This window comes from Nonomuraea sp. NPDC049152, from assembly GCF_040648355.1.
Taxonomy (GTDB): domain Bacteria; phylum Actinomycetota; class Actinomycetes; order Streptosporangiales; family Streptosporangiaceae; genus Nonomuraea.
Genome location: NZ_JBEZDO010000017.1, coordinates 21,744 through 40,503, shown reverse-complemented (window position 1 = coordinate 40,503; position 18,760 = coordinate 21,744). Strand labels below are relative to the sequence as shown.

The 18,760-nt window shown below is 70.9% G+C and carries 15 protein-coding genes; 9 read left to right on the top strand and 6 right to left on the bottom strand.

Annotated features, from left to right (window positions below):
• Positions 1-5: 5 nt before the first annotated feature.
• From AB0B45_RS28270 to AB0B45_RS28250, 5 genes are all read left to right on the top strand, one after another.
• On the top strand, positions 6-2,342 hold the full coding sequence (locus tag AB0B45_RS28270; RefSeq protein WP_358136802.1) for a xanthine dehydrogenase family protein molybdopterin-binding subunit: 2,337 nt from the start codon (positions 6-8) through the stop codon (positions 2,340-2,342).
• Positions 2,339-3,181, top strand: a complete 843-nt coding sequence (locus AB0B45_RS28265; RefSeq protein WP_358136367.1) for a xanthine dehydrogenase family protein subunit M — start codon at positions 2,339-2,341, stop codon at positions 3,179-3,181. Before AB0B45_RS28270 ends, AB0B45_RS28265 begins: the two co-directional genes overlap by 4 nt.
• Positions 3,182-3,378: 197 nt before the next feature.
• Positions 3,379-4,047, top strand: coding sequence for an SRPBCC family protein (locus AB0B45_RS28260; RefSeq protein WP_358136364.1), 669 nt, complete (start codon positions 3,379-3,381; stop codon positions 4,045-4,047).
• Between the two features lie 80 nt (positions 4,048-4,127).
• Positions 4,128-6,803, top strand: a complete 2,676-nt coding sequence (locus tag AB0B45_RS28255; RefSeq protein ID WP_358136361.1) for a CDP-glycerol glycerophosphotransferase family protein — start codon at positions 4,128-4,130, stop codon at positions 6,801-6,803.
• Positions 6,800-7,849 carry a glycosyltransferase gene (locus AB0B45_RS28250; protein WP_358136359.1) on the top strand — a complete coding sequence of 350 codons (1,050 nt, stop codon included), beginning with the start codon at positions 6,800-6,802 and terminating at the stop codon, positions 7,847-7,849. The genes AB0B45_RS28255 and AB0B45_RS28250 overlap by 4 nt, the downstream gene beginning before the upstream one ends.
• Here AB0B45_RS28250 and AB0B45_RS28245 read toward each other — a convergent pair.
• Genes AB0B45_RS28245 through AB0B45_RS28235 form a run of 3 tightly spaced genes read right to left on the bottom strand, consistent with a single transcriptional unit; the run spans position 7,834 to position 11,301 of the window.
• Entirely contained in the window at positions 7,834-8,877 is a 1,044-nt protein-coding gene (locus AB0B45_RS28245; RefSeq protein ID WP_358136357.1) for a sulfotransferase, read from the bottom strand. The genes AB0B45_RS28250 and AB0B45_RS28245 overlap by 16 nt on opposite strands.
• Positions 8,870-9,784 (bottom strand): CDP-alcohol phosphatidyltransferase family protein, encoded by a 915-nt coding sequence (locus tag AB0B45_RS28240; RefSeq protein ID WP_358136354.1) that lies wholly within the window; start codon positions 9,782-9,784, stop codon positions 8,870-8,872. Before AB0B45_RS28240 ends, AB0B45_RS28245 begins: the two co-directional genes overlap by 8 nt.
• Before the next feature lie 23 nt (positions 9,785-9,807).
• Positions 9,808-11,301: a glycosyltransferase family 2 protein gene (locus AB0B45_RS28235; RefSeq protein ID WP_358136351.1), complete on the bottom strand. Its 1,494-nt coding sequence runs from the start codon at positions 11,299-11,301 to the stop codon at positions 9,808-9,810.
• A 124-nt stretch (positions 11,302-11,425) separates the two neighbouring features.
• Between AB0B45_RS28235 and AB0B45_RS28230 the strand changes: the two genes are divergently transcribed.
• Together AB0B45_RS28230 and pseI are read left to right on the top strand one after the other, a co-directional pair.
• A complete protein-coding gene (locus tag AB0B45_RS28230; protein WP_358136348.1) occupies positions 11,426-11,926 on the top strand; it encodes a GNAT family N-acetyltransferase in 501 nt (166 codons plus the stop codon).
• The gene (gene pseI / locus AB0B45_RS28225; RefSeq protein WP_358136346.1) at positions 11,923-12,966 is read left to right on the top strand and encodes a pseudaminic acid synthase; all 1,044 of its coding nucleotides are present in this window, start codon (positions 11,923-11,925) and stop codon (positions 12,964-12,966) included. Before AB0B45_RS28230 ends, pseI begins: the two co-directional genes overlap by 4 nt.
• 35 nt (positions 12,967-13,001) lie before the next feature.
• On the opposite strand, the gene AB0B45_RS28220 is transcribed toward pseI, so the two are convergent.
• Together AB0B45_RS28220 and AB0B45_RS28215 are read right to left on the bottom strand one after the other, a co-directional pair.
• Positions 13,002-13,955: a hypothetical protein gene (locus tag AB0B45_RS28220; protein WP_358136343.1), complete on the bottom strand. Its 954-nt coding sequence runs from the start codon at positions 13,953-13,955 to the stop codon at positions 13,002-13,004.
• Positions 13,952-14,680 (bottom strand): glycosyltransferase family protein, encoded by a 729-nt coding sequence (locus AB0B45_RS28215; protein ID WP_358136341.1) that lies wholly within the window; start codon positions 14,678-14,680, stop codon positions 13,952-13,954. Before AB0B45_RS28215 ends, AB0B45_RS28220 begins: the two co-directional genes overlap by 4 nt.
• A 128-nt stretch (positions 14,681-14,808) precedes the next feature.
• On the opposite strand from AB0B45_RS28215, the gene pseB reads away from it, so the two are divergent.
• The gene (gene pseB, locus AB0B45_RS28210) at positions 14,809-15,768 is read left to right on the top strand and encodes a UDP-N-acetylglucosamine 4,6-dehydratase (inverting) (protein WP_358136338.1); all 960 of its coding nucleotides are present in this window, start codon (positions 14,809-14,811) and stop codon (positions 15,766-15,768) included.
• The gene (locus AB0B45_RS28205) at positions 15,768-16,892 is read left to right on the top strand and encodes a DegT/DnrJ/EryC1/StrS family aminotransferase (RefSeq protein WP_358136336.1); all 1,125 of its coding nucleotides are present in this window, start codon (positions 15,768-15,770) and stop codon (positions 16,890-16,892) included. The genes pseB and AB0B45_RS28205 overlap by 1 nt, the downstream gene beginning before the upstream one ends.
• Here AB0B45_RS28205 and AB0B45_RS28200 read toward each other — a convergent pair.
• Entirely contained in the window at positions 16,885-18,756 is a 1,872-nt protein-coding gene (locus AB0B45_RS28200; protein WP_358136333.1) for a glycosyltransferase family 2 protein, read from the bottom strand. The two genes, AB0B45_RS28205 and AB0B45_RS28200, sit on opposite strands and share 8 nt — an antisense overlap.
• Between the last annotated feature and the right edge of the window lie 4 nt (positions 18,757-18,760).

Sequence of the window (18,760 nt, the reverse complement as noted above, 5' to 3'; positions counted from 1 at the left end):
GCGGCATGCTCTCCGAACCGGGTGAGGGCAAGGAGGTCGGCAGGGCGCGCAAGCGCAAGGAGGACGCCCGCCTGCTGACCGGCCGCACCCAGTGGACCGACAACATCCAGCTGCCCGGCATGCTCTACATCGCCTTCAAGCGCAGCCCGATGGCGCACGCCAGGATCACGGGCGTCGACGTCTCCGGCGCGAAGGGCATGCCAGGCGTGGTGGCCGCCTTCAGCGGCCAGGACTTCGCGGATGAGCAGGGCAGTCTGCCGTGCGCGTGGCCGGTGAGCGAGAACGTCGTCATCCCCGACCACCCGCCGATGGCCGTCGAGGAGGTGCGTTATCCGGGCGAGGCCGTCGCCTGCGTGGTGGCCACCGACCGCTACCTGGCCGCCGACGCGCTCGACGCCATCGACGTCGACTACGAGCCGCTGCCGGTCGTCCTCGACATGACGGAGGCGCTCACCGACGCCAGTCCCAAGGTCCACGAGGCGGGCAACAGGGCCTTCACGTGGACGTTCGCCCAGGGCGACATGGAGGCCGCGCTCAGGGACGCTCCCGTGGTCATCGACCGCACCTACGTCCAGCAGCGCCTCATCCCGACGGCGATGGAGCCGCGCGCGGTCGTCGCGACGACCGACGGCGACGGCTTCACGCTGTGGACCTCGACGCAGGTCCCGCACGTGCTGCGGGTGATGCTGGCGCTGACCACGGGCGTGCCCGAGCACAAGCTGCGCGTCATCGCGCCCGACGTGGGCGGCGGGTTCGGCTCCAAGCTGCAGGTCACCGCGGAGGAGGTGCTCTGCCTGCTGCTGACGAGGAAGCTCGGCAAGCCGGTCAAATGGACCGAGTCGCGCTCCGAGGGCAACATGACCGTGCACCACGGCCGCGACCAGATCCAGCACATCACGCTCGCCGCCGAGGCCGACGGCAGGATCAGGGGGCTGAAGGTCGAGCTGCTCGCCGACATGGGCGCCTACCTCATGCTGGTCACGCCGGGGGTGCCGCTGCTCGGCGCGTTCATGTTCAACGGGATCTACAAGATGGACGCCTACAGCTTCGACTGCACGGGCGTCTTCACCACCAAGATGCCGACCGACGCCTACCGCGGCGCCGGCCGTCCCGAGGCCACCTACGCCATCGAAAGGGTCATGGACGAGCTCGCGGACGAGCTCGGCCTCGACCCCATCGAGGTGCGCAGGCGCAACTGGATCAGGCACGAGGAGTTCCCGTACACCACGATCGCGGGGCTCACCTACGACTCGGGCAACTACGAGGCGGCCACCGAGAAGGCGCTGGCGCTGTTCGGCTACGACAAGCTGCGCGCTGAGCAGGCCGACAGGCGCGACAGGGGCGACCCCGTCCAGCTCGGCATCGGCGTCAGCACCTACACCGAGATGTGCGGGCTCGCGCCCAGCAGGGTGCTCGGCTCGCTCGCCTACGCCGCGGGCGGATGGGAGCACGGCTCGGTCCGCATGCTGCCCACCGGCAAGGTCGAGGTCGTCACCGGCACCTCGCCCCACGGTCAAGGTCACGAGACGGCGTGGAGCCAGATCGTCGCCGACTCGCTCGGCGTGCCGTTCGAGGACGTCGCGGTCATGCACGGCGACACCGCGATCTCGCACAAGGGCATGGACACCTACGGCTCGCGCTCGCTCGTCGTGGGCGGCATGGCCGTGCTCCAGGCCTGCGAGAAGGTGAAGGACAAGGCCAGGAAGCTGGCCGCGCACGCGCTGGAGTGCTCGGCCGACGACCTCGACTTCGCGCAGGGCTCGTTCACGGTGAAGGGCACCACGTCGAGCAAGACCATCCAGGAGCTGGCACTGGCCGCGTTCGCCGCGCACGACCTGCCCGACGGCCTGGAGCCCAGGCTCGACGCCGACGCCACGTTCGACCCGGACAACTTCTCCTTCCCGCACGGCACGCACCTGTGCGCGATCGAGGTCGACACCGAGACCGGCATGGCGAAGATCCGCAAGTACGTGGCGGTCGACGACGTCGGACGGGTCGTCAACCCGCTGATCGTCGAGGGCCAGGTGCACGGCGGGCTCGCGCAGGGCATCGCGCAGGCGCTGTTCGAGGAGGCCGTCCACGACGCCGACGGCAACCTGCTGACCGCGACCATGGCCGACTACCTGCTCCCTTCGGCCGCCGACCTGCCCGACTTCGTCACCGACAGGACCGAGACGCCCGCGACGTCCAACCCGCTCGGCGTCAAGGGCGTCGGCGAGGCGGGCACGATCGCCTCCACCCCCGCCGTCGTCAACGCCATCGTGGACGCGCTGCGGCCGCGAGGCGTCCACGACATCCAGATGCCATGCACGCCCGAACGGATCTGGAGGGCCATCCGATGATCCCGGCCCCATTCGACTACCTGCGGCCCGCCTCCCTCCGGGAGGCGAGCGAGGCCCTGGCCTCGGACGAGGACGCGAAGGTCCTGGCCGGAGGGCAGTCGCTGCTACCGCTGCTGCGCCTGCGGCTGTCGTACCCGTCGCTGCTGGTGGACGTCAGCAGGCTCAGCGAGCTGACCGGCATCCGCGACGAGGGCGACCACGTCTTCATCGGCGCGATGGCCACGCACGACGACGTGACGCGGTCGGCCGAGGTCACCGCGGGCTGCCCGCTCGTGGCCCTGGCCGCCGCCACCGTCGCCGATCCCGCGGTACGGCACCGCGGCACCTTCGGCGGCTCCCTCGCCCACGCCGATCCCGCGGGCGACCTGCCCGCGGTGGCGCTGGCGCTGGAGTGCGTGATGGTGACCTCGTCGAGGGAGATCCCCGCCGCGGACTTCTTCCTCGACTACCTGGAGACGGCGCTCGGGCCGGGGGAGATCCTGCTCGGTGTCAAGGTGCCCAAGCTGGGGCCCGGGTGGGGCTTCCACTACGAGAAGTTCCACCGTACGGCTCAGGCGTGGGCGATCGTCGGCGTGGCGGCGGCGGTCCGCCGGTCGAACGGCTCGATTCAGGAGGCGAGGATCGGTCTGACGAACATGGGGCCGACGCCGCTGCGGGCGCTGGCCACGGAGACGGCGCTGCGGGGGGTCGAACTCGGTGACGCGGTCGCGCAGGCGTGCTCGCAGGCGGCGGAGGGCACCTCGCCGACGGCCGACCTGCACGCGCAGCCCGACTATCGGCGGCACCTGGCCCAGGTGCTGACCCAGCGGGCGATCCGCGCGGCGGCCGGCGCCCCCTGACGCGCGGGCTTCCTGGAGGGGGTCGGCCCCGGCCCCCTCCCACTCCGCGTGGTGCGGGGCGGCGGGTGTCGTCCGAAACTCCATGGTTGTGGGTTTCGGAGGGGAGGTGGGCTGTTGGCCCGCCCCGGGGGTAGTCAGCGGATGTCCCAAGGACGAGGCTGGGAGAGCGCGACCAGTCAGGTGGAAGGAGCGGATCGATGGCGATGCGGTTCGAGCACGAGTTCACGGTTCCTGTTCCGATCGAGCAGGCTTGGGCGGCCCTGCTCGACGTCGAGCGGGTGGCGCCGTGCCTGCCGGGAGCGACGCTCGACATCGTCGAGGGAGAGGAGTTCACCGGCAGGATGAAGGTGAAGGTCGGCCCGATCACCGTCACCTACCGGGGCACCGCCAGGTTCGAGGACGTCGACAAGGACGCCTACGCCCTCACGCTCGCGGCCTCGGGCAAGGAGGCCCGCGGGTCGGGCACCGCCGCCGCCACGGTCGCCGCCCGGCTGACCCCTTCCGACGGCGCCACCTCGGTGAAGGTCGAGACGGCCTTCAACGTCACGGGTAGGCCCGCGCAGTTCGGCAGGGGCGTCATGGCGGAGGTGGGCGCCAAGCTCATCGACACGTTCGCGGCGAACCTGGCCGAGCTGCTGGGCGAGTCCCACGGCGAGGAGCGCCGCCTGGCCGCCGTGCCCGAGATCGCGGAAGAGGAGGACGTCAGGCCGAGCGGCACGCTGCGCACCTCCCGCACGCCCGACGAGGAGGCACTCGACCTGCTGGAGATCGCGGGAGCGCCGCTGCTCAAGAGGATCGCGCCGATCGTGGGAGCAATCGCCGGAATAGCGCTACTTGTGTGGCTAATCAGGCGAATTGTCCGGTAAAAACGCCATCAAGTCAGGACACTTACTGAATCGGGAGGGAATGTCTGCCTTCGAGCATCGGGACTCGGGGGAGAACAGGCATGCCGGACTGCACCGTTGTCGTGATCACCTACAACGACGCCGCCCGGCTCCCGAGGGCGGTCCGCTCCGTGCTCGACCAGACGCTCCGCGGTCTCGAGGTGGTCATCTCCGACGACGCGAGCACCGACGACACCCCTCGTGTGGCCCAGGCTCTCATGCGTGCCGACCCCCGCGTCCGCTACGTGCGCAGGCAGGTCAACTCGGGCGGGTGCGGGGCGCCGCGCAACGACGGGCTCGACGCGGCGCTCTCGCCGTACGTCATGTTCCTCGACAGCGACGACACGCTGCCCCGGCACGCGTGCAAGAGCATGCTGGCGGAGATCGAGCGGACCGGCGCCGACTTCGTCTCGGGGCAGATCTCGCGGCTGTACGAGCCGAGCGGCAAGACCGAGCGCTACTACCCGCAGCTGTTCGGGAAGCGGCGGGTGGTCGAGGGCATCCGCGAGGAACCCGAGCTGTTCCTCGACTGCTTCAGCACCAACAAGCTGTTCGACGTGTCCTTTCTGCGCCGCAACGCGCTGCACTTCCCCGAGGACATCCACTACGAGGACCACGTCTTCGGCGCCGAGATGTACTGCGCGGCGCGCAGGTTCGCGGTGGTGCCGTGGGTCGTCTACCACTGGCGCAGGTCCCGCGAGCACATGTCGATCTCGATGAGCATCAAGGAGATGGACAACGTCCGCCACCGGGTCGAGGCGGCCAGGCGCAGCGACGCGACGCTGCGCGCGCACGGGTTCGGCGACCTGGTGCCGGATCGGCAGTACCGCTTCGTCCGCCAGGACCTGCGGGTCTATCTCAACCCGCTGCCCTCGCACGACCTGGTGTGGGCCGAGGAGTTCGTCTCGGTGGTCAGGCCGTACCTGCGCGAGGTTTCCGACGAGGTGATCGACCGGATGGACCCGATGGTGCGGGTGTGCTGCCATCTGATCCTCGCAGGCAGGGCCGAGGAGCTGGCGGTGGCGGCCAGGTCGCTGAACGCGCCGCAGCCCCCGCCGCGCGAGGCGGTCACGCACGAGGGGCGCACGTACTGGGGCGGCACGCCCGCGCCAGGCCTGGACATCACCGCGCTGCGCATGGCCGAGCTGCCCTACTCCGCGTCCAGGCTGCGGCACGAGGTGGTCGCGCTCGCGACGGAGGGGACGCGGCTGCGGATGCGGGTGCGCACCTACGACCCTTTCGCGGTCCTCACCGAGTGGACCGCGTTCCTGCGCTGCGGCCCTCTCACGGTGCCGCTCCATCCGCTTCTCTCCCCCGGCGGCGGCCTCGTCAGCGAGGTCACCCTCGACCTGGCGAAGGTGCGGGGAAGCTGCCACCCGAGCATCGGGTTCACCAGGCCCGACGGCCTCACCACGACCGACGCCGTGCTCGCCGACCCCGGCATGGAGCCGTTCGACCTCGGCCACCTGCGCGTCAGAGCCGAGGGCACCGCGGGACAGCTGCGCGTGAGCCCGCGAACCACGCCCCGGGTCGTGCTGTCCAGGGTGAAACGCCGGGTGCTCCGCCGGGTGAGCACGCCCCGGCTGAAGCTCAAGGCCTACAAGACGCTGATCAAGGTGCTGCCGCCCCGCGAGGACCTGGCGCTGTTCGAGGCCGACTGCGGCAATGGCTACACCGGCAGCCCCCGCGCCGTCTACGAGGAGGTACGGCGCCGCGGCCTGCCCGTCGACGCCGTCTGGTCGGTCGCCCGCGGCCGCGCCGGCTTTCCCTCCGACGTCCCCCTCGTACGACGGGGCAGCTGGCGCTACATATGGACCATGGCCCGCGCCGGCGTCTGGGTCGACAGCCACGGTTTCCCCCTCGACTACCCCAAGCCGCACGGCACCCGCTACCTGCAGACCTGGCACGGCCAGGGCATCAAGTCGATCGGCTTCGACGCGCCCGACCTCCGCGCCGACCTCCCCGGCCCGCGCGAGCAGTGGCGCGCGGCCGTCGCCCGATGGGACGCGCTGATCTCGCCGAGCGCCGAGTTCTCCCGCTACTTCGTGCCCGCCCTCGGCTACGAGGGCCCCGTCCTGCGGTACGGCACCCCGCGCTGCGACGCGCTGGTGCGCGGCGAGCCGCCCGAAGGCGTGCGCGAACGGCTGGAGATCCCGCGGGGACGCAGGGTCCTCCTCTACGCGCCCACCTACCGCGACAGCGCGAAGAGCTCGGGCAGGTCGGTGCGGGTGAACCTGCAGGAGCTGGCGGAGGCGGTGTCCGACGAATGGGTGGTGATCCTGCGCACCCATCCGGTCGAGCGCTACAAGGTGCCCCAGCACCTGCGCCATTTCGTCCGGCCGGCCGGCTCGTACCCCGAGATCAACGATCTGATCCTGGTCTCCGACGCGCTGCTGACCGACTACTCCTCCGTGATGTGCGACTACGCGGTGACGGGCAAGCCGATGCTGTTCTTCATCGACGACTGGGACGAGTACCGGCTGTCCGAGCGCGGCGTCAACACCGACCTGCCCGCCATCGCGCCCGGCCCGTGCGTCACCACGGTCGCCGAGCTCGTCGCGTGCCTGCGCGACCTGCCGTCGGTGCACGCCTCCTTCGCCGCCAAGTACGCCGCGGCGCGACGGCTGTGGTGCGAGGAGGAGAGGGGCGACGCCGCCGCCAGGGTCGTGGCGGACTTCTTCGGCGCGCCGCCGGCCGTACCGGCGCCTGAGCAGTCCCAGCTGCGGAGAGCGTCGTGAGCGGGACGGTGGTCTTCGCCTGCCTGGACGCCGACACCCTGGGCGGCATCCAGCAGGTCACCCACACGCTCGCGCAGGGGCTGGCGGGGCGCGGTCACGAGGTGCACGTCGTGGGCCTGCGCAGGGCGGAGGACCCGTTCAGGTACGTCGCCCGGCCGCGCTACCTGCGACACGTGATCAGCGGGTCGCCGCGTTCCTCCGTGTTCGAGAGGATGCGCGCCGGCAGGCTGCTCGCCCGGATCGAGCCCGGCTTCGCCGTCCTGACCTCGCCTGGGGTGGTGACGCGGCTGTCCGGGCTGCTGCCCGCGCGGACGCGCACCATCGGCCAGTACCACGGCTCCTACCAGCACGCCCGCATCTGCTCGCACCTCGGCTCGATCAGGCGTCACTACTGCGGTCTCGACCAGGCGGTCTTCCTCAGCGAGGACGACGCGTGGCTGTTCTCCGAGCACGCGCTACTGCCCAACGTCTGGTCACTGCCCAATCCTCTGCAGAGCTGGCCTGCCGGGCAGGCCGAGCTGACGGCCACGAGAGTGCTGGGCGTCGGCAGGCTGGCGGGCGTGAAGCGGTTCGACAGGTTGGTCAGCGCCTTCGCCAAGGCGTCCGCGCCGCCGTGGGAGCTGCACCTCATCGGCGACGGGCCCGAGGAGCCCCGGCTGCGCGCGTGGGCGCGGCAGGAGGGTGTCGCCGACCGGGTGGTGTTCAGAGGCCGGGTGGACGCGGGCGCCATGGAGCGCGAGTACCTCGGCGCGTCGATCGTCGCGCTGTCCAGCGAGCACGAGGGCCTGCCGCTCGTGCTGATGGAGGCGGCCGCGCACGGGCTTCCGTCTGTCGCCTTCGACGTCTCGGGAGGGGTGCGCTCGATCGGCGGGCTGCTCGCGCCGCCCGGAGACGTGCCCGCCCTCGCCGAACGGCTCGCCGCCCTCATGGAGTCGGCGGGCGAGCGGCGGCGACAGGGCGCCGCCGCTCGCGCCAGGGCCGAGGCGTTCCGCATGGAACCCGTGCTCGACCGATGGGAAGAGCTGTTCGCTCACATGACGCGCTGAGGGAAGTCCGCCTCGACGCGCTGCGGGGGAACTCCGGCGATCGCGCGCTGGCCCGAGGTCAGCAGCGCCGCCACGGGACCCGGCTCGCGCAGCCTGGTGAACCGGTCCCGCATGGTCTTGCGCAGGCGCGCCGCGCGCCGCCTCTGCATGACCCTCTGGAGGTGCGCCGCGTGGTCCCTGGCCGCCTTCGGGACGCCGCTCAGCTCGTAGCCGTTGGCCTCGAGGCGCTCGCCGAGCGCCTGCTCGCACAGGCTGAGCTCCCAGCTGTCCAGGCGCGTCGACCAGCTGCCCACGCGCGACGTGAGGACCTCGCCGTGCGTGTTGTTGTGCCACACCTTGTGGACGGGCACCGCGACGCTGGCAGCCTCACGCGGCGAGCACATCGCGGGTTCGAAGTCCTCTTCGAGGAAGTAGCAGAGCTTCTTCAGCTCCGTCGTGGGGTCGTCGGTCAGGTCCTCGTAGCGCAGCTCGTAGTAGCTGTCCTCCGGCATGATCTTGCGCAGCCGCCGGCCGGCGTCGATCGCCTCCGCCCAGATGGAGATGGCGTGGAAGGAGTCCTGCGTGAACCACGGCATCTCCTTCAGCGAGGAGACGCAGTCGCGGCCGTCCCTGATCAGGTGCACGAACTGCGCGTCGGGGAACAGCCTCACCAGCATGTCCACCTGCTTGACGTAACTCGGGCGCTTGTCGCCCCACCTCGGCTTGTCGAAGCGCTCGGCGTACAGCTTGAACGCGGTGCCGAGCACCGAGCCGAGCGAGCCGGGGCCCTCGACGGCCTGCCTGATGAACTCGTCCTTGTCGACGCCCATCTCACGGAACTTCGTGCGGTCGCCCGTGATCCACTCGGCCAGCGCGAGACGCTTGCCGGCCTGCCGCATGTCGCCGAACGAGCGACGCTTGTTGTAGACGGCGCCCACGAACCTGGTCTCCGGCGGCACCGCGATCCTCGAGTGCGAGTGGAGCATCAGCTGCAGCAGCGTGGTGCCCGAACGTGGACAGCCAACGACGAATACCGGCCTGTCAGACATTTGGTGAACCCCCGATTAGCGCGTGCTCTCGGCTCTCCTCCGGCTTGGGGACCGCGCTGTTGCGGCGGGTGAAGAGCCACATCCGATAGATAAGGAAGATCTCGTTGGTCAGAAGCAGGACGCTGACGGCCGACGTGACGGGGATGAGTGCCGCCTGCCCCAGCAGCGGCGCGATCACGAAGGCCGTCGCGTGGAACTCGATACCGCTGATCAGGTGGGTTCTGACCCTCCGCCTGGCCATGGCCTTGTTGAGCCTGCGCAACAGTCCACGGCGCCGCGGCGCGGCGGACTGCTGCGGCCGCGCGGTCTGCACCCCCGTCTGGTGGGCCGGCGACGGCCGCGTCCCCTGCTGGAGCGTCCCTTGCTGGTGCGGTCTCGGATCCGGAAGCCTGGGCGGTGCCATGGAGGCGATGCCTTCCCTGATCGTCTCCCTGACCCGCTTCATCTGCGACGCGTTGACGTACCTGAACATGTCGAGTGCGGCCACCGCGGCGCCGAGCACGATGAAGTCGACGTTCCCCGTGGCCTTGTACTGGCCGTAGGCGAGCCCGGTCGCGCAGCACAGCTCCCTGATCCTGTCGCCCATGAAGTCGAGCCACAGACCGAACGGCGTCCCCGTGCCCTTGAGGCGGGCGATCTTGCCGTCGACGCAGTCGATCATGAAGCTCAGGTAGAACAGCACCGCCCCCGCGGTGAGCTGTCCCGCCGCCAGGAACGCGGCCGACGCCATGCCGAGAACCAGCGAGAAGACCGTGAGCCCGTTCGGCGTGATGTTCGATCGGTTCGCGACGAGCAGCGCGACCCGGCAGGCGACCGGGTCCACGAAGTACACGGTCCACCAGGAGTCTCTCCGCTTGCATGTCGCGTAGACGTCATCGAGCGAGTAGGTCCTCATGAGTCTCAGCATGACGACAGACTGTGGTCCTTCGATTACTCTCTGGAACTACTGGAGAATGTCCATGCCGCTTCTTGACCATCCCGGCACGCAGCGAGCTCCTGGGTAGATCCGTTCAGGTCCAGGTCGTCGTCGTCCGCGGCGTCACGTTGTTCGCCCATGGGCGCGGGCCGAAGGTATCCGTCCCTCACCAGCCCGCGAATCTCCGCCCGTACGCCGATCCGCCAGTTACCGTGCGTGAGCGTGGCGGTGTCGATCTCGACGGTGAAATCCTGACGCTTCCGCCACCGGGGCTTGAGCGGAATCTTGACCTCGCCCTGCTCCAGCCATAGCGCGATCTTGAGCCTGCGGCCCTCCAGCCGCCTGATGAAGACCTCGCCCTCCACCCTGAGGCGGTCGCCGTTCAGGGAGGCGTCCTTGACCCTGGCGATGAGCCTGAGCTCCTCGGTGATGTCGAAGACCTTGTAGGGAATGTGCAGCGACTTGTCGCCGAGATAGGGGAAGTCGCCGTACCAGCCCTCGTTCTTCCTGTGCACCACGCGGATCTCCCCCGCGGCCTCGGCCCGGTACCTGCGCACCTCGCGCAGTTCGTCGGCCAGCCCGCGCCTGAGCAGGTGCAATTCGAGACGGCGCAGCGCGGGAGCCTCCTTCACCACCGAGCGGCGCAGCCCGGCCAGCCAGGTCCTGCCCAGTTCGAGCAGCTCCTCCCTGTCCTCGGGGCCGGAGTCGGCGATCGCCTGGAGGAGGAACGAGGTGTCCTTCTCCAGGACCACGCGGTCGAAGTGCACGACCAGCCGCGGCGCGGCCTCGGCCAGGAACTCCCGCACCGCCCCGATCGCCGCGTGGCGCGCACGCAGGTTGAGCGGCTCCTGACGCCGCTGGGTGATCGACGGCTCCCCCGAGTCCCGCTCCCTCCACTGGTAGACGACCTCGGACAGGACGTCCACCTGCTCGGCCACGACGTGGGCCATGATGGCGACGGGCAGGTCCTCGTAGATCCCCTCGGCGAACTCCAGCCGCCCGGCGTCCCAGAAGGACCGCCGGTACACCTTGTTCCATACCGTGCGGTCCCTGACGAGGTTCCGCATGCGGGTGATGTGGGTGCGCTCCACGCTGCGCCTGAACGGCTTCGCGTGCAGCGTGGACGGCGACGCCTCTCCCGACCGCAGGCGTTCGACGCCGCCGCAGGCCAGGTCGGAGCCCGTCGTCTCCAGGGAGCCGACGAGCAGGGCGTAGGCGTCGGGCGGCACCAGGTCGTCGCTGTCGGCGAAGGCCAGGTAGGCGCCGCTCGCGTGGCGTACACCGGTGTTGCGGGCGGGGCCAGGGCCCTGGCGCTCCTGGGTGAGGAGAAGGAATCGGGAGTCTCTCGCGACGAAGTCCTCGGCGAGCGCACGGCTCCCGTCGGTGGACCCGTCGTCCACGAGGACCACTTCAAGGTCTGTCAAAGACTGGGCGGCGAGCGACTTCAGGCATTCGGTGATGTATGGCTCGACATTGCAGAACGGCACGATCACGCTGAGCAGGGGCATGCTCGCAGAATGCCCGCCCCATGACGGGACGGCAGCAACCATGCCTGTCCCTGATCAGCTCTTTACCCGCACTCGAATCCGCTACGTTGAGTTTCGACATGAGCACGCTTCGTAGGGGGACGAGGTGCTGAGACACGTCCACGAAGACGACCTGGAGACCATCAGGCGCTGGCGGAACCATCCGAGGGTCCGCGCGGCCAGCCTGACCACCCACGAGATCGGCCCCGACGAGCACGCCAGATGGTGGGCGGGCGTGAGCGGCGACCCGAGCCGCGAAGTGCTCGTCTACGAGCACGGCGGCGCTCCTTCGGGCGTGGTGACGTTCTCCGGGCTCGGCCCCGGCGCCACGACCGCGGCCTGGGGCTTCTACCTCGACCTCGACGGCCTGGAGTCGTCGGGCGAGCTGCTGCGGGCGTGGATCGGCCTGGAGCGGGCCGCGATCGAGCACGCCTTCGGCCCGCTGGGCCTGGCGACGCTGCGCGGCGAGGTGCTCGAGGTCAACGAGTCAGTCAGGCGCCTGCACCGGCGGTTCGGGTTCGCCGAGGTCGGCTCGGACCCGCGCGCCATCGACGGCGTCGACAGGACCGTCATCACCATCCAGCTCAGCAGAGAGGACAACGCGTGATCTCCATCGCAGGGCGTGAGATCGGGCCGGCGCACCCGCCGTTCGTCATCGCCGAGATGTCCGGCAACCACGGCGGCGACCTCGGCCGGGCGCTGGCCATCGTCGACGCGGTGGCGGCCGCGGGGGCCCACGCGCTGAAGCTGCAGACCTACCGGCCCGACACCATCACCGTCGACGCCGACGGCCCCGCGTTCCGCATCGGCGAGGGCCACGAGCTCTGGGGCGGCGAGAACCTCTACCGGCTCTACGAGCGGGCGCACACCCCGTGGGAGTGGCACCAGCCGCTCTTCGAGCGGGCCCGAGCGCGGGGGCTCGTGCCCTTCTCCTCACCGTTCGACCCGACCGCGATCGACCTGCTGGAGAAGCTCGACGCGCCCGCCTACAAGATCGCCTCCTCGGAGATCGTGGACCTGCCGCTCATCAGGATGGCGGCCGCCACCGGCAAGCCGCTGATCATCTCCACCGGCATGGCGACGATCGGCGAGATCCACGCCGCCGTCGAGGCCGCCCGCGAGGCCGGGTGCGCGCGACTGGCGGTGCTGGCCTGCACGGCCAGCTATCCTGCCGCTCCCACCGAGAGCAACCTGCGCGCGCTGCCGCTCCTGGCGGGCCTCACCGGCGCGGTGGTCGGCGTGTCCGACCACACGCCGGGGATCGGGGTGCCGGTGGCGGCGGTCGCGCTGGGCGCCTGCCTCATCGAGAAGCACGTCACGCTCTCGCGCGCCGACGGAGGGGTCGACTCGGCCTTCTCTCTGGAGCCCGCCGAGCTGGCGGCGCTCGTGGCGGAGAGCGAGCGGGCGTGGCAGTCGCTGGGCGCGCCGGTGATCGGGCCACGGCCGAGCGAGCGCGAGGGGCTGCGGTTCAGGCGCTCGCTCTACATCGTGCGCGACGTGCGGGCGGGCGAGCCCGTGACCCCGGAGAACGTCAGGTCGATCAGGCCCGCGGGCGGCCTGCCGCCGGCGGCGGCGAGCGCGGTGATGGGCCGCACGTTCACCAGGGACGCCGCCCTGGGCACCCCGTTGACCTGGGATCTCATCTGACGAACGCCGCACGGGGGACGGCGGCCTCGAAGGGCTCAGCCGAGGAGGGCGTCGGCGACGCGCTCCCTTCCCCTCCCGTCGATCAGCTCGGCGCCGCGCCTGCCGTACTCCGCTCGCAGGCCGGGGTCGGTGAGCAGCCGCCGCAGCGTGGGCACCGCCCGCTCGGCGCTGCCGCCGAGCCCGGCGGCCAGGCCGCGGCCCACCAGCGCCTCGTAGCCGATGAGCTGGTTGTCGGCCACCCAGGTGAGCGCGGCGGGCACGCCGAGATAGAGCAGCTCCCAGATGGCCGAGCCAGCGGCGGTAACCACCAGGTCGGCCTCGGCCATCAGGCTCGGCAGCAGGTCGGTGGGCGGGAGGACGGTGATGCCCTCCCCCGCCCGCAGCGGTGCCGAGCTGATCACGGTGGCGGTGAACGGCACGCCCGTCGCGCGCAGCGCCTCGACCCACGCGGGCGCCACGCCCGCGGCGTCGGTGCCGCCGAAGAAGCACAGCACGTGCGGCGGGGAAGAGCCGGCGCGCGCGGGCGCGCGGACGGCCCGCCGTACGCTGTCGCGCAGCAGCACGTAGCGCACCCCGGCCAGCCGCACCCCCGGGTACGGCAGCGCGAGGGGAACATCCTCCGCGCCGAGGTTCTGGTCGAGGTAGAGGTGCGCCTCCTGACCCAGCGGATCGCCATCGATGATCGCGAGTACCCGCGCGCCCGCGGCCATGAGCACGCCCCCCGTCTCGCGGGGCAGCGTGTAGGAGTCGAGCACGACCGCGTCGAACCCGAGCGCGGCGAGCCGTTCGGGCTCGGCGGGCGCGGGACGCACCGGCAGTGCCCGCAGGTCGAGCTGCCGCATGGCCCACGGCAGCGACCCCATGTCACCCAGGAAGGACACGTGCGTGCCGCGCGCTCGCAGCTCCTCGGCCAGCGCGACGCAGCGCACCAGATGTCCCACGCCGATCGCGTTGCCCGCGTCGCAGCGGATGCCGACGCGCACGATCACGCCTCCCGCAGGGCCTTCTGCTCGACATGCGCGTTGATCAGGCACGCCTCCGGCCGCGCGCGCAGCCACGCGACCAGCTCGCGCACCCGCGCGCAGCGGTCGCCCATGGCGGCCGTCATCGTGGCGATCAGCCGCCAGTCGTCCTCGGTGTCGAGCGTGACCCGCAGGTCGGGAGCGGCGGGGCTGTAGCTGAGGCCGAGCAGGTGGAAGTCGTCGGGGTGGGTGTAGATGTGGGAGGTGACGTGCGTGCGGTGGTAGCCGGCGGCGACCTTGCCGACCGCCTCCAGCACGTCCCTGCCGACGATCTCGACGTCCATGCCGCGCGGCAGCGTGCGGACCAGGCTCGTGGTCATGTAGTCGAGGCCGGGAAGCGCCTGGTAGGCCAGCGCGACCTCCCTGATGACCTCGGGATCGAGCAGCGGGCAGTCGGCGGTGAACCGCATGACCGCCTCGCACGGACGGCTCCGCAGCGCGTCGGTGAACCTGGTCAGCACGTCGTCGACAGGGCCGCGGTGCCAGCCGACGCCGAGCCGTTCGCACTCCTCGACGATCGCGTCGTCGACGGCCTCCCCCGTGGTCGCGACCACGAGGTCGTCGACGACGTCGGACCGGTCGACGGCCCTGACCACCCAGCCGAGCACCGAGCGACCCCCCAGGTCGCGCAGCACCTTGCCGGGCAGTCGCGATGATCCCATGCGCGCTTGAATGACTCCGACAATACGCACTGATGCCCCATTCCCCCGTGTGACCGTGCGTGTCTGCTTCGTCGCGCTAGGCTACCGGCCAGCCTGCGCAAACGCAGGTGGTACCACCGAAATCAGGGGGCGACGTGAGCGTGGTGACCGGATCGTCAATGTTGATCACTGGAGGCACGGGCTCGTTCGGCAAGGCCTTCGTCCGCCACGCCCTCGACCACCTCGGCGTGCGCCGCCTGGTGATCTTCTCGCGCGACGAGCTCAAGCAGTACGAGGCCAGGCAGCTGTTCGGACAGGACGAGCGGCTGCGCTGGTTCATCGGCGACGTGCGCGACCGCGACCGGCTCACCCGCGCCATGCACGGCGTCGACCACGTCGTGCACGCCGCCGCGCTCAAGCAGGTCGACACCGCCGAGTACAACCCCTTCGAGTACGTCAGGACCAACATCGCGGGCTCGCAGAACGTCGTCGAGGCGGCGATCGACTGCGGCGTGCGCAAGGTCGTGGCGCTGTCCACCGACAAGGCCTCCAGCCCCATCAACCTGTACGGCGCGACCAAGCTCGTCGCCGACAAGCTCTTCGTCTCCGCCAACCACTACGCCGCCAGCCACGTGACCAGGTTCGCCGTGGTGCGCTACGGCAACGTGGTGGGCAGCCGCGGCTCGGTCGTGCCGTTCTTCCTCCGCCTGGCCGAGGAGGGCGGCAGCCTGCCGATCACCGACAAGCGGATGACCCGCTTCTGGATCACGCTCGACCAGGCGGTCAGGTTCGTCGTCGACTCCTTCGACATGATGCAGGGCGGCGAGCTGTACGTGCCGCGCATCCCGAGCATGCGCATCACCGACCTGGCCGAGGCGCTGGCCCCCGACAGCCCGATGTACGAGATCGGCGTCAGGCCCGGCGAGAAACTGCACGAGGAGATGATCGCGCCCGACGACGGCAGGCGCACGCTGCGCCTCGCCGACCGCTACGTGGTGCAGCCGACGATCGCGACGTGGGGCTATGACCCGCCGCAGGGCGGGGAGGCGCTGCCCGAGGGCTTCGCCTACCGCTCCGACACCAATGACCGCTGGCTGTCGGTCGACGAGCTGCGCGACATGGTGGCGGTGAACGCCTGATGCTCCCCTACGGACGCCAGTCGATCGCCGACGCCGACGTCGAGGCCGTCAGCGAGGTGCTGCGCGGCGACTGGCTGACGACGGGTCCCGCGGTCACGATGTTCGAGCGCGAGCTGGCCGCGTGGACGGGCGGCGCGCCGTGCGTCAGCGTCACCTCGGGCACCGCCGCGCTCCACGTGGCCTACGTGGCGGCGGGCGTCGGCGAGGGCGACGAGGTGGTCACCACGCCGCTGACGTTCGTCGCCACCGCGTCCACGGCCGCGCTGCTGGGCGCGAAAGTCGTCTTCGCCGACGTGGAGCCCGACACCGGCAACCTCGATCCGGCCGCGGCCGCCGCCGCGGTGACGGGAAGGACGCGCGCGATCACCGCGGTCGACTACGCGGGCCATCCCGCCGAGTACGACCGGTTGCGCCAGGTCGCCGACGGGTGCGGCGCGACGCTGGTGGGCGACGCCGCCCACTCCATCGGGGCCGCCTACAGGGGGCGGCCTGTCGGCTCCGTCTGCGACCTGACGACGTTCTCCTTCTTCCCCACCAAGACGGTGACCACGGCCGAGGGCGGCGCGGTCGCCGCCGGGGACGCCGAGCTGTTCAGGCGCGCGGCGATGTTCAGGAACCACGGCCTGGTCAGGGACCCCGCCCTGCAGCGCGACCCCGAGGTGGGCGGTTGGCACCAGGAGGTCCACACCTTCGGCCTCAACTACCGGCTGCCCGATGTGCTGTGCGCGCTCGGGATCAGCCAGCTCCGCCGCCTGGCCGCCTTCAGGGCGCGCAGGGCCGAGCTGGTGGCGCGCTACAACAAGCTGCTGCGCGGGGTGCCAGGCCTTGGCCTGCCCGCCCGGCGCGACCACGTCGAGCCCTCGTGGCACCTCTACCCGGTCCGCGTCCGCGACGGGAGGCGCCGCGAGGTCTACGACAGGATGCGCGCGGCGGGCATCGGCGTCCAGGTCAACTACATCCCCGCCTACTGGCACCCCGTCTTCGAGGACCTCGGCTACCGCCGCGGCCTGTGTCCAGAGGCCGAGGCGTACTACGGCGAGCAGCTCTCGCTGCCGCTCTTCCCCGGCCTGTCCGACGGCGACCAGGACCGGGTCGTCGAGTGCCTGGCGGGCATCCTCAGCTAGCGCTCTTCTCCCTGATCATGAGGCCGCCGTCCTCTCCCCTGTCGACGAGGAAGCGCCTGCCCCTCACCTCGACCTCCGGCCTGGCCGCGGTCTCCACCGCGAACCTGACGACCTTGCCGTGGTCGAGGACGACATCCCACCACGCCTGCTCCTGCTTGGAGTCGTCGATCTCGGCGAAGGCCAGGCGTGCGGTGAAGGCGTGGCCCTTGAGGGCGACGGGGAAGTAGACCTCCTCGGCGTCGTGCCTGCGGATGAGACGCAGGACCGGCTCGCCGTCGCCCACGCGGCCCAGCTCCCCCGATATCACCAGTTCGTCGTCATGGACGTGACACTCGCGCACGACGGTGTTGCGCCGCGAGAGCCTGATGCCCCATGAGCCGCGGAAGGTCCGCACCGGCGTCAGCCACAGGTCGCCCAGCCGTACGGGCGCCGGGGCCGTGGGCGGCGCCCAGCGCGGGCCGCCGACCTTGCCGTTCAGGAGCAGTCCTGGACGGCGCAGCTCCACGTGGAGTTCCCAGTGACCAGGGCGGCGGGAGGCGAGCGCGGAGGGGTCGAGCGCGAACGCGAAGTCGTAGCCGCTCTCCAGCACCGTGGAGTCGTCACCCCAGGGGATCTCCGCCCAGGTGGGGATGGCCGTTCCGTGGCCGAGCGGGATCCTGGCGCCGCTCTTGCGCTCCTTCAGCCAGGTCCTGAGCTTCACCCGGCCGACGGCGCCCGCGTCGAACCTGCCGATCGAGACCCTTCCTTCGCCGTGGAGCTTGCCCTCGTGCCAGTCCAGCCGTACGAGGCGGGAGGTCAGGGCCAGGTCGCCGGACAGCGGCGTCAGCCGGTCGGGCATGCGGGAGTGCTCGGCGATCCAGGACCGTCCATGCCTGCGCACCATGGGTTGCAGCGCGCCGCTCTCCACCTCGGCGAAGACTCCCGCGAGCGTGTCGAGCTCCCGCCGGTGCAGGAGGTGGACCAGCAGCCGCCGTTCGAACGGCAGGCCGAGCCAGCCCGAAAGGGGGACCTGGTCGAGGTAGGACACGGCCAGGTCGACGATGTCGGGAGGCAGGGTGTCGCCGTGGTGGGCGACCGCCTCCACCACCACGTGCATGTCGATGTCGAGCGTGTCGGTGTCGAACGCGGCGGCCAGATCCGGGGCTCCCCCGCGCAGGATCCTGGAGGCGTCGCACACCGAGAGCAATCGGTCGCGCAGGTTGTCAGGTTCGAGCTTGCGCTGCGTGATGGACGACTCGGCCTCGTCGCGCTGCCGCCAGTGGTAGACGACCTCGCGCAGCACGTCGACGGAGGCGGCGCGGACGTGCGCGGCCATGGTGACGGGCTGGTCCTCGTACATCCGGTCGGGGAAGGCCAGCCGGAGCTCGTCCCAGAACGACCGCCTGAACACCTTGTTCCACACCATGCGGTCGCGGATCAGCAGCGGATGGCGGGTGATGTGGGTGCGCTTCATCGACTTCTTGAAGGCGGCCCTGTGCGCCCACGACGGCATCAGGTGGCCGCCGATGAGCCGCTTGGCGTTGCCGCACGCCAGGTCGGAGCCCGTCGACTCCAGTGAGGCGACCATCTTGGCGAACGCCACGCGCGGCACCACGTCGTCACCGTCCACGAAGGCGAGATAGCGGCGGGTCGCGTGGCGCACGCCGACGTTGCGCGCCATGCCGGGGCCCACGTTGTCCTGGCTGATCAGGCGGAACCTGTCGTCGACCGCGCACATCGCCGCCGCCACGGCCGCGCTGCCGTCGGTCGATCCGTCGTCGACGCAGATCACCTCGATGTCGCGCAGGGTCTGCCGCGCGACCGACTCCAGGCACTCGCCGACGTACTTCTCCACGTTGTGGAAGGGGATGATCACCGAAAGCACTGGG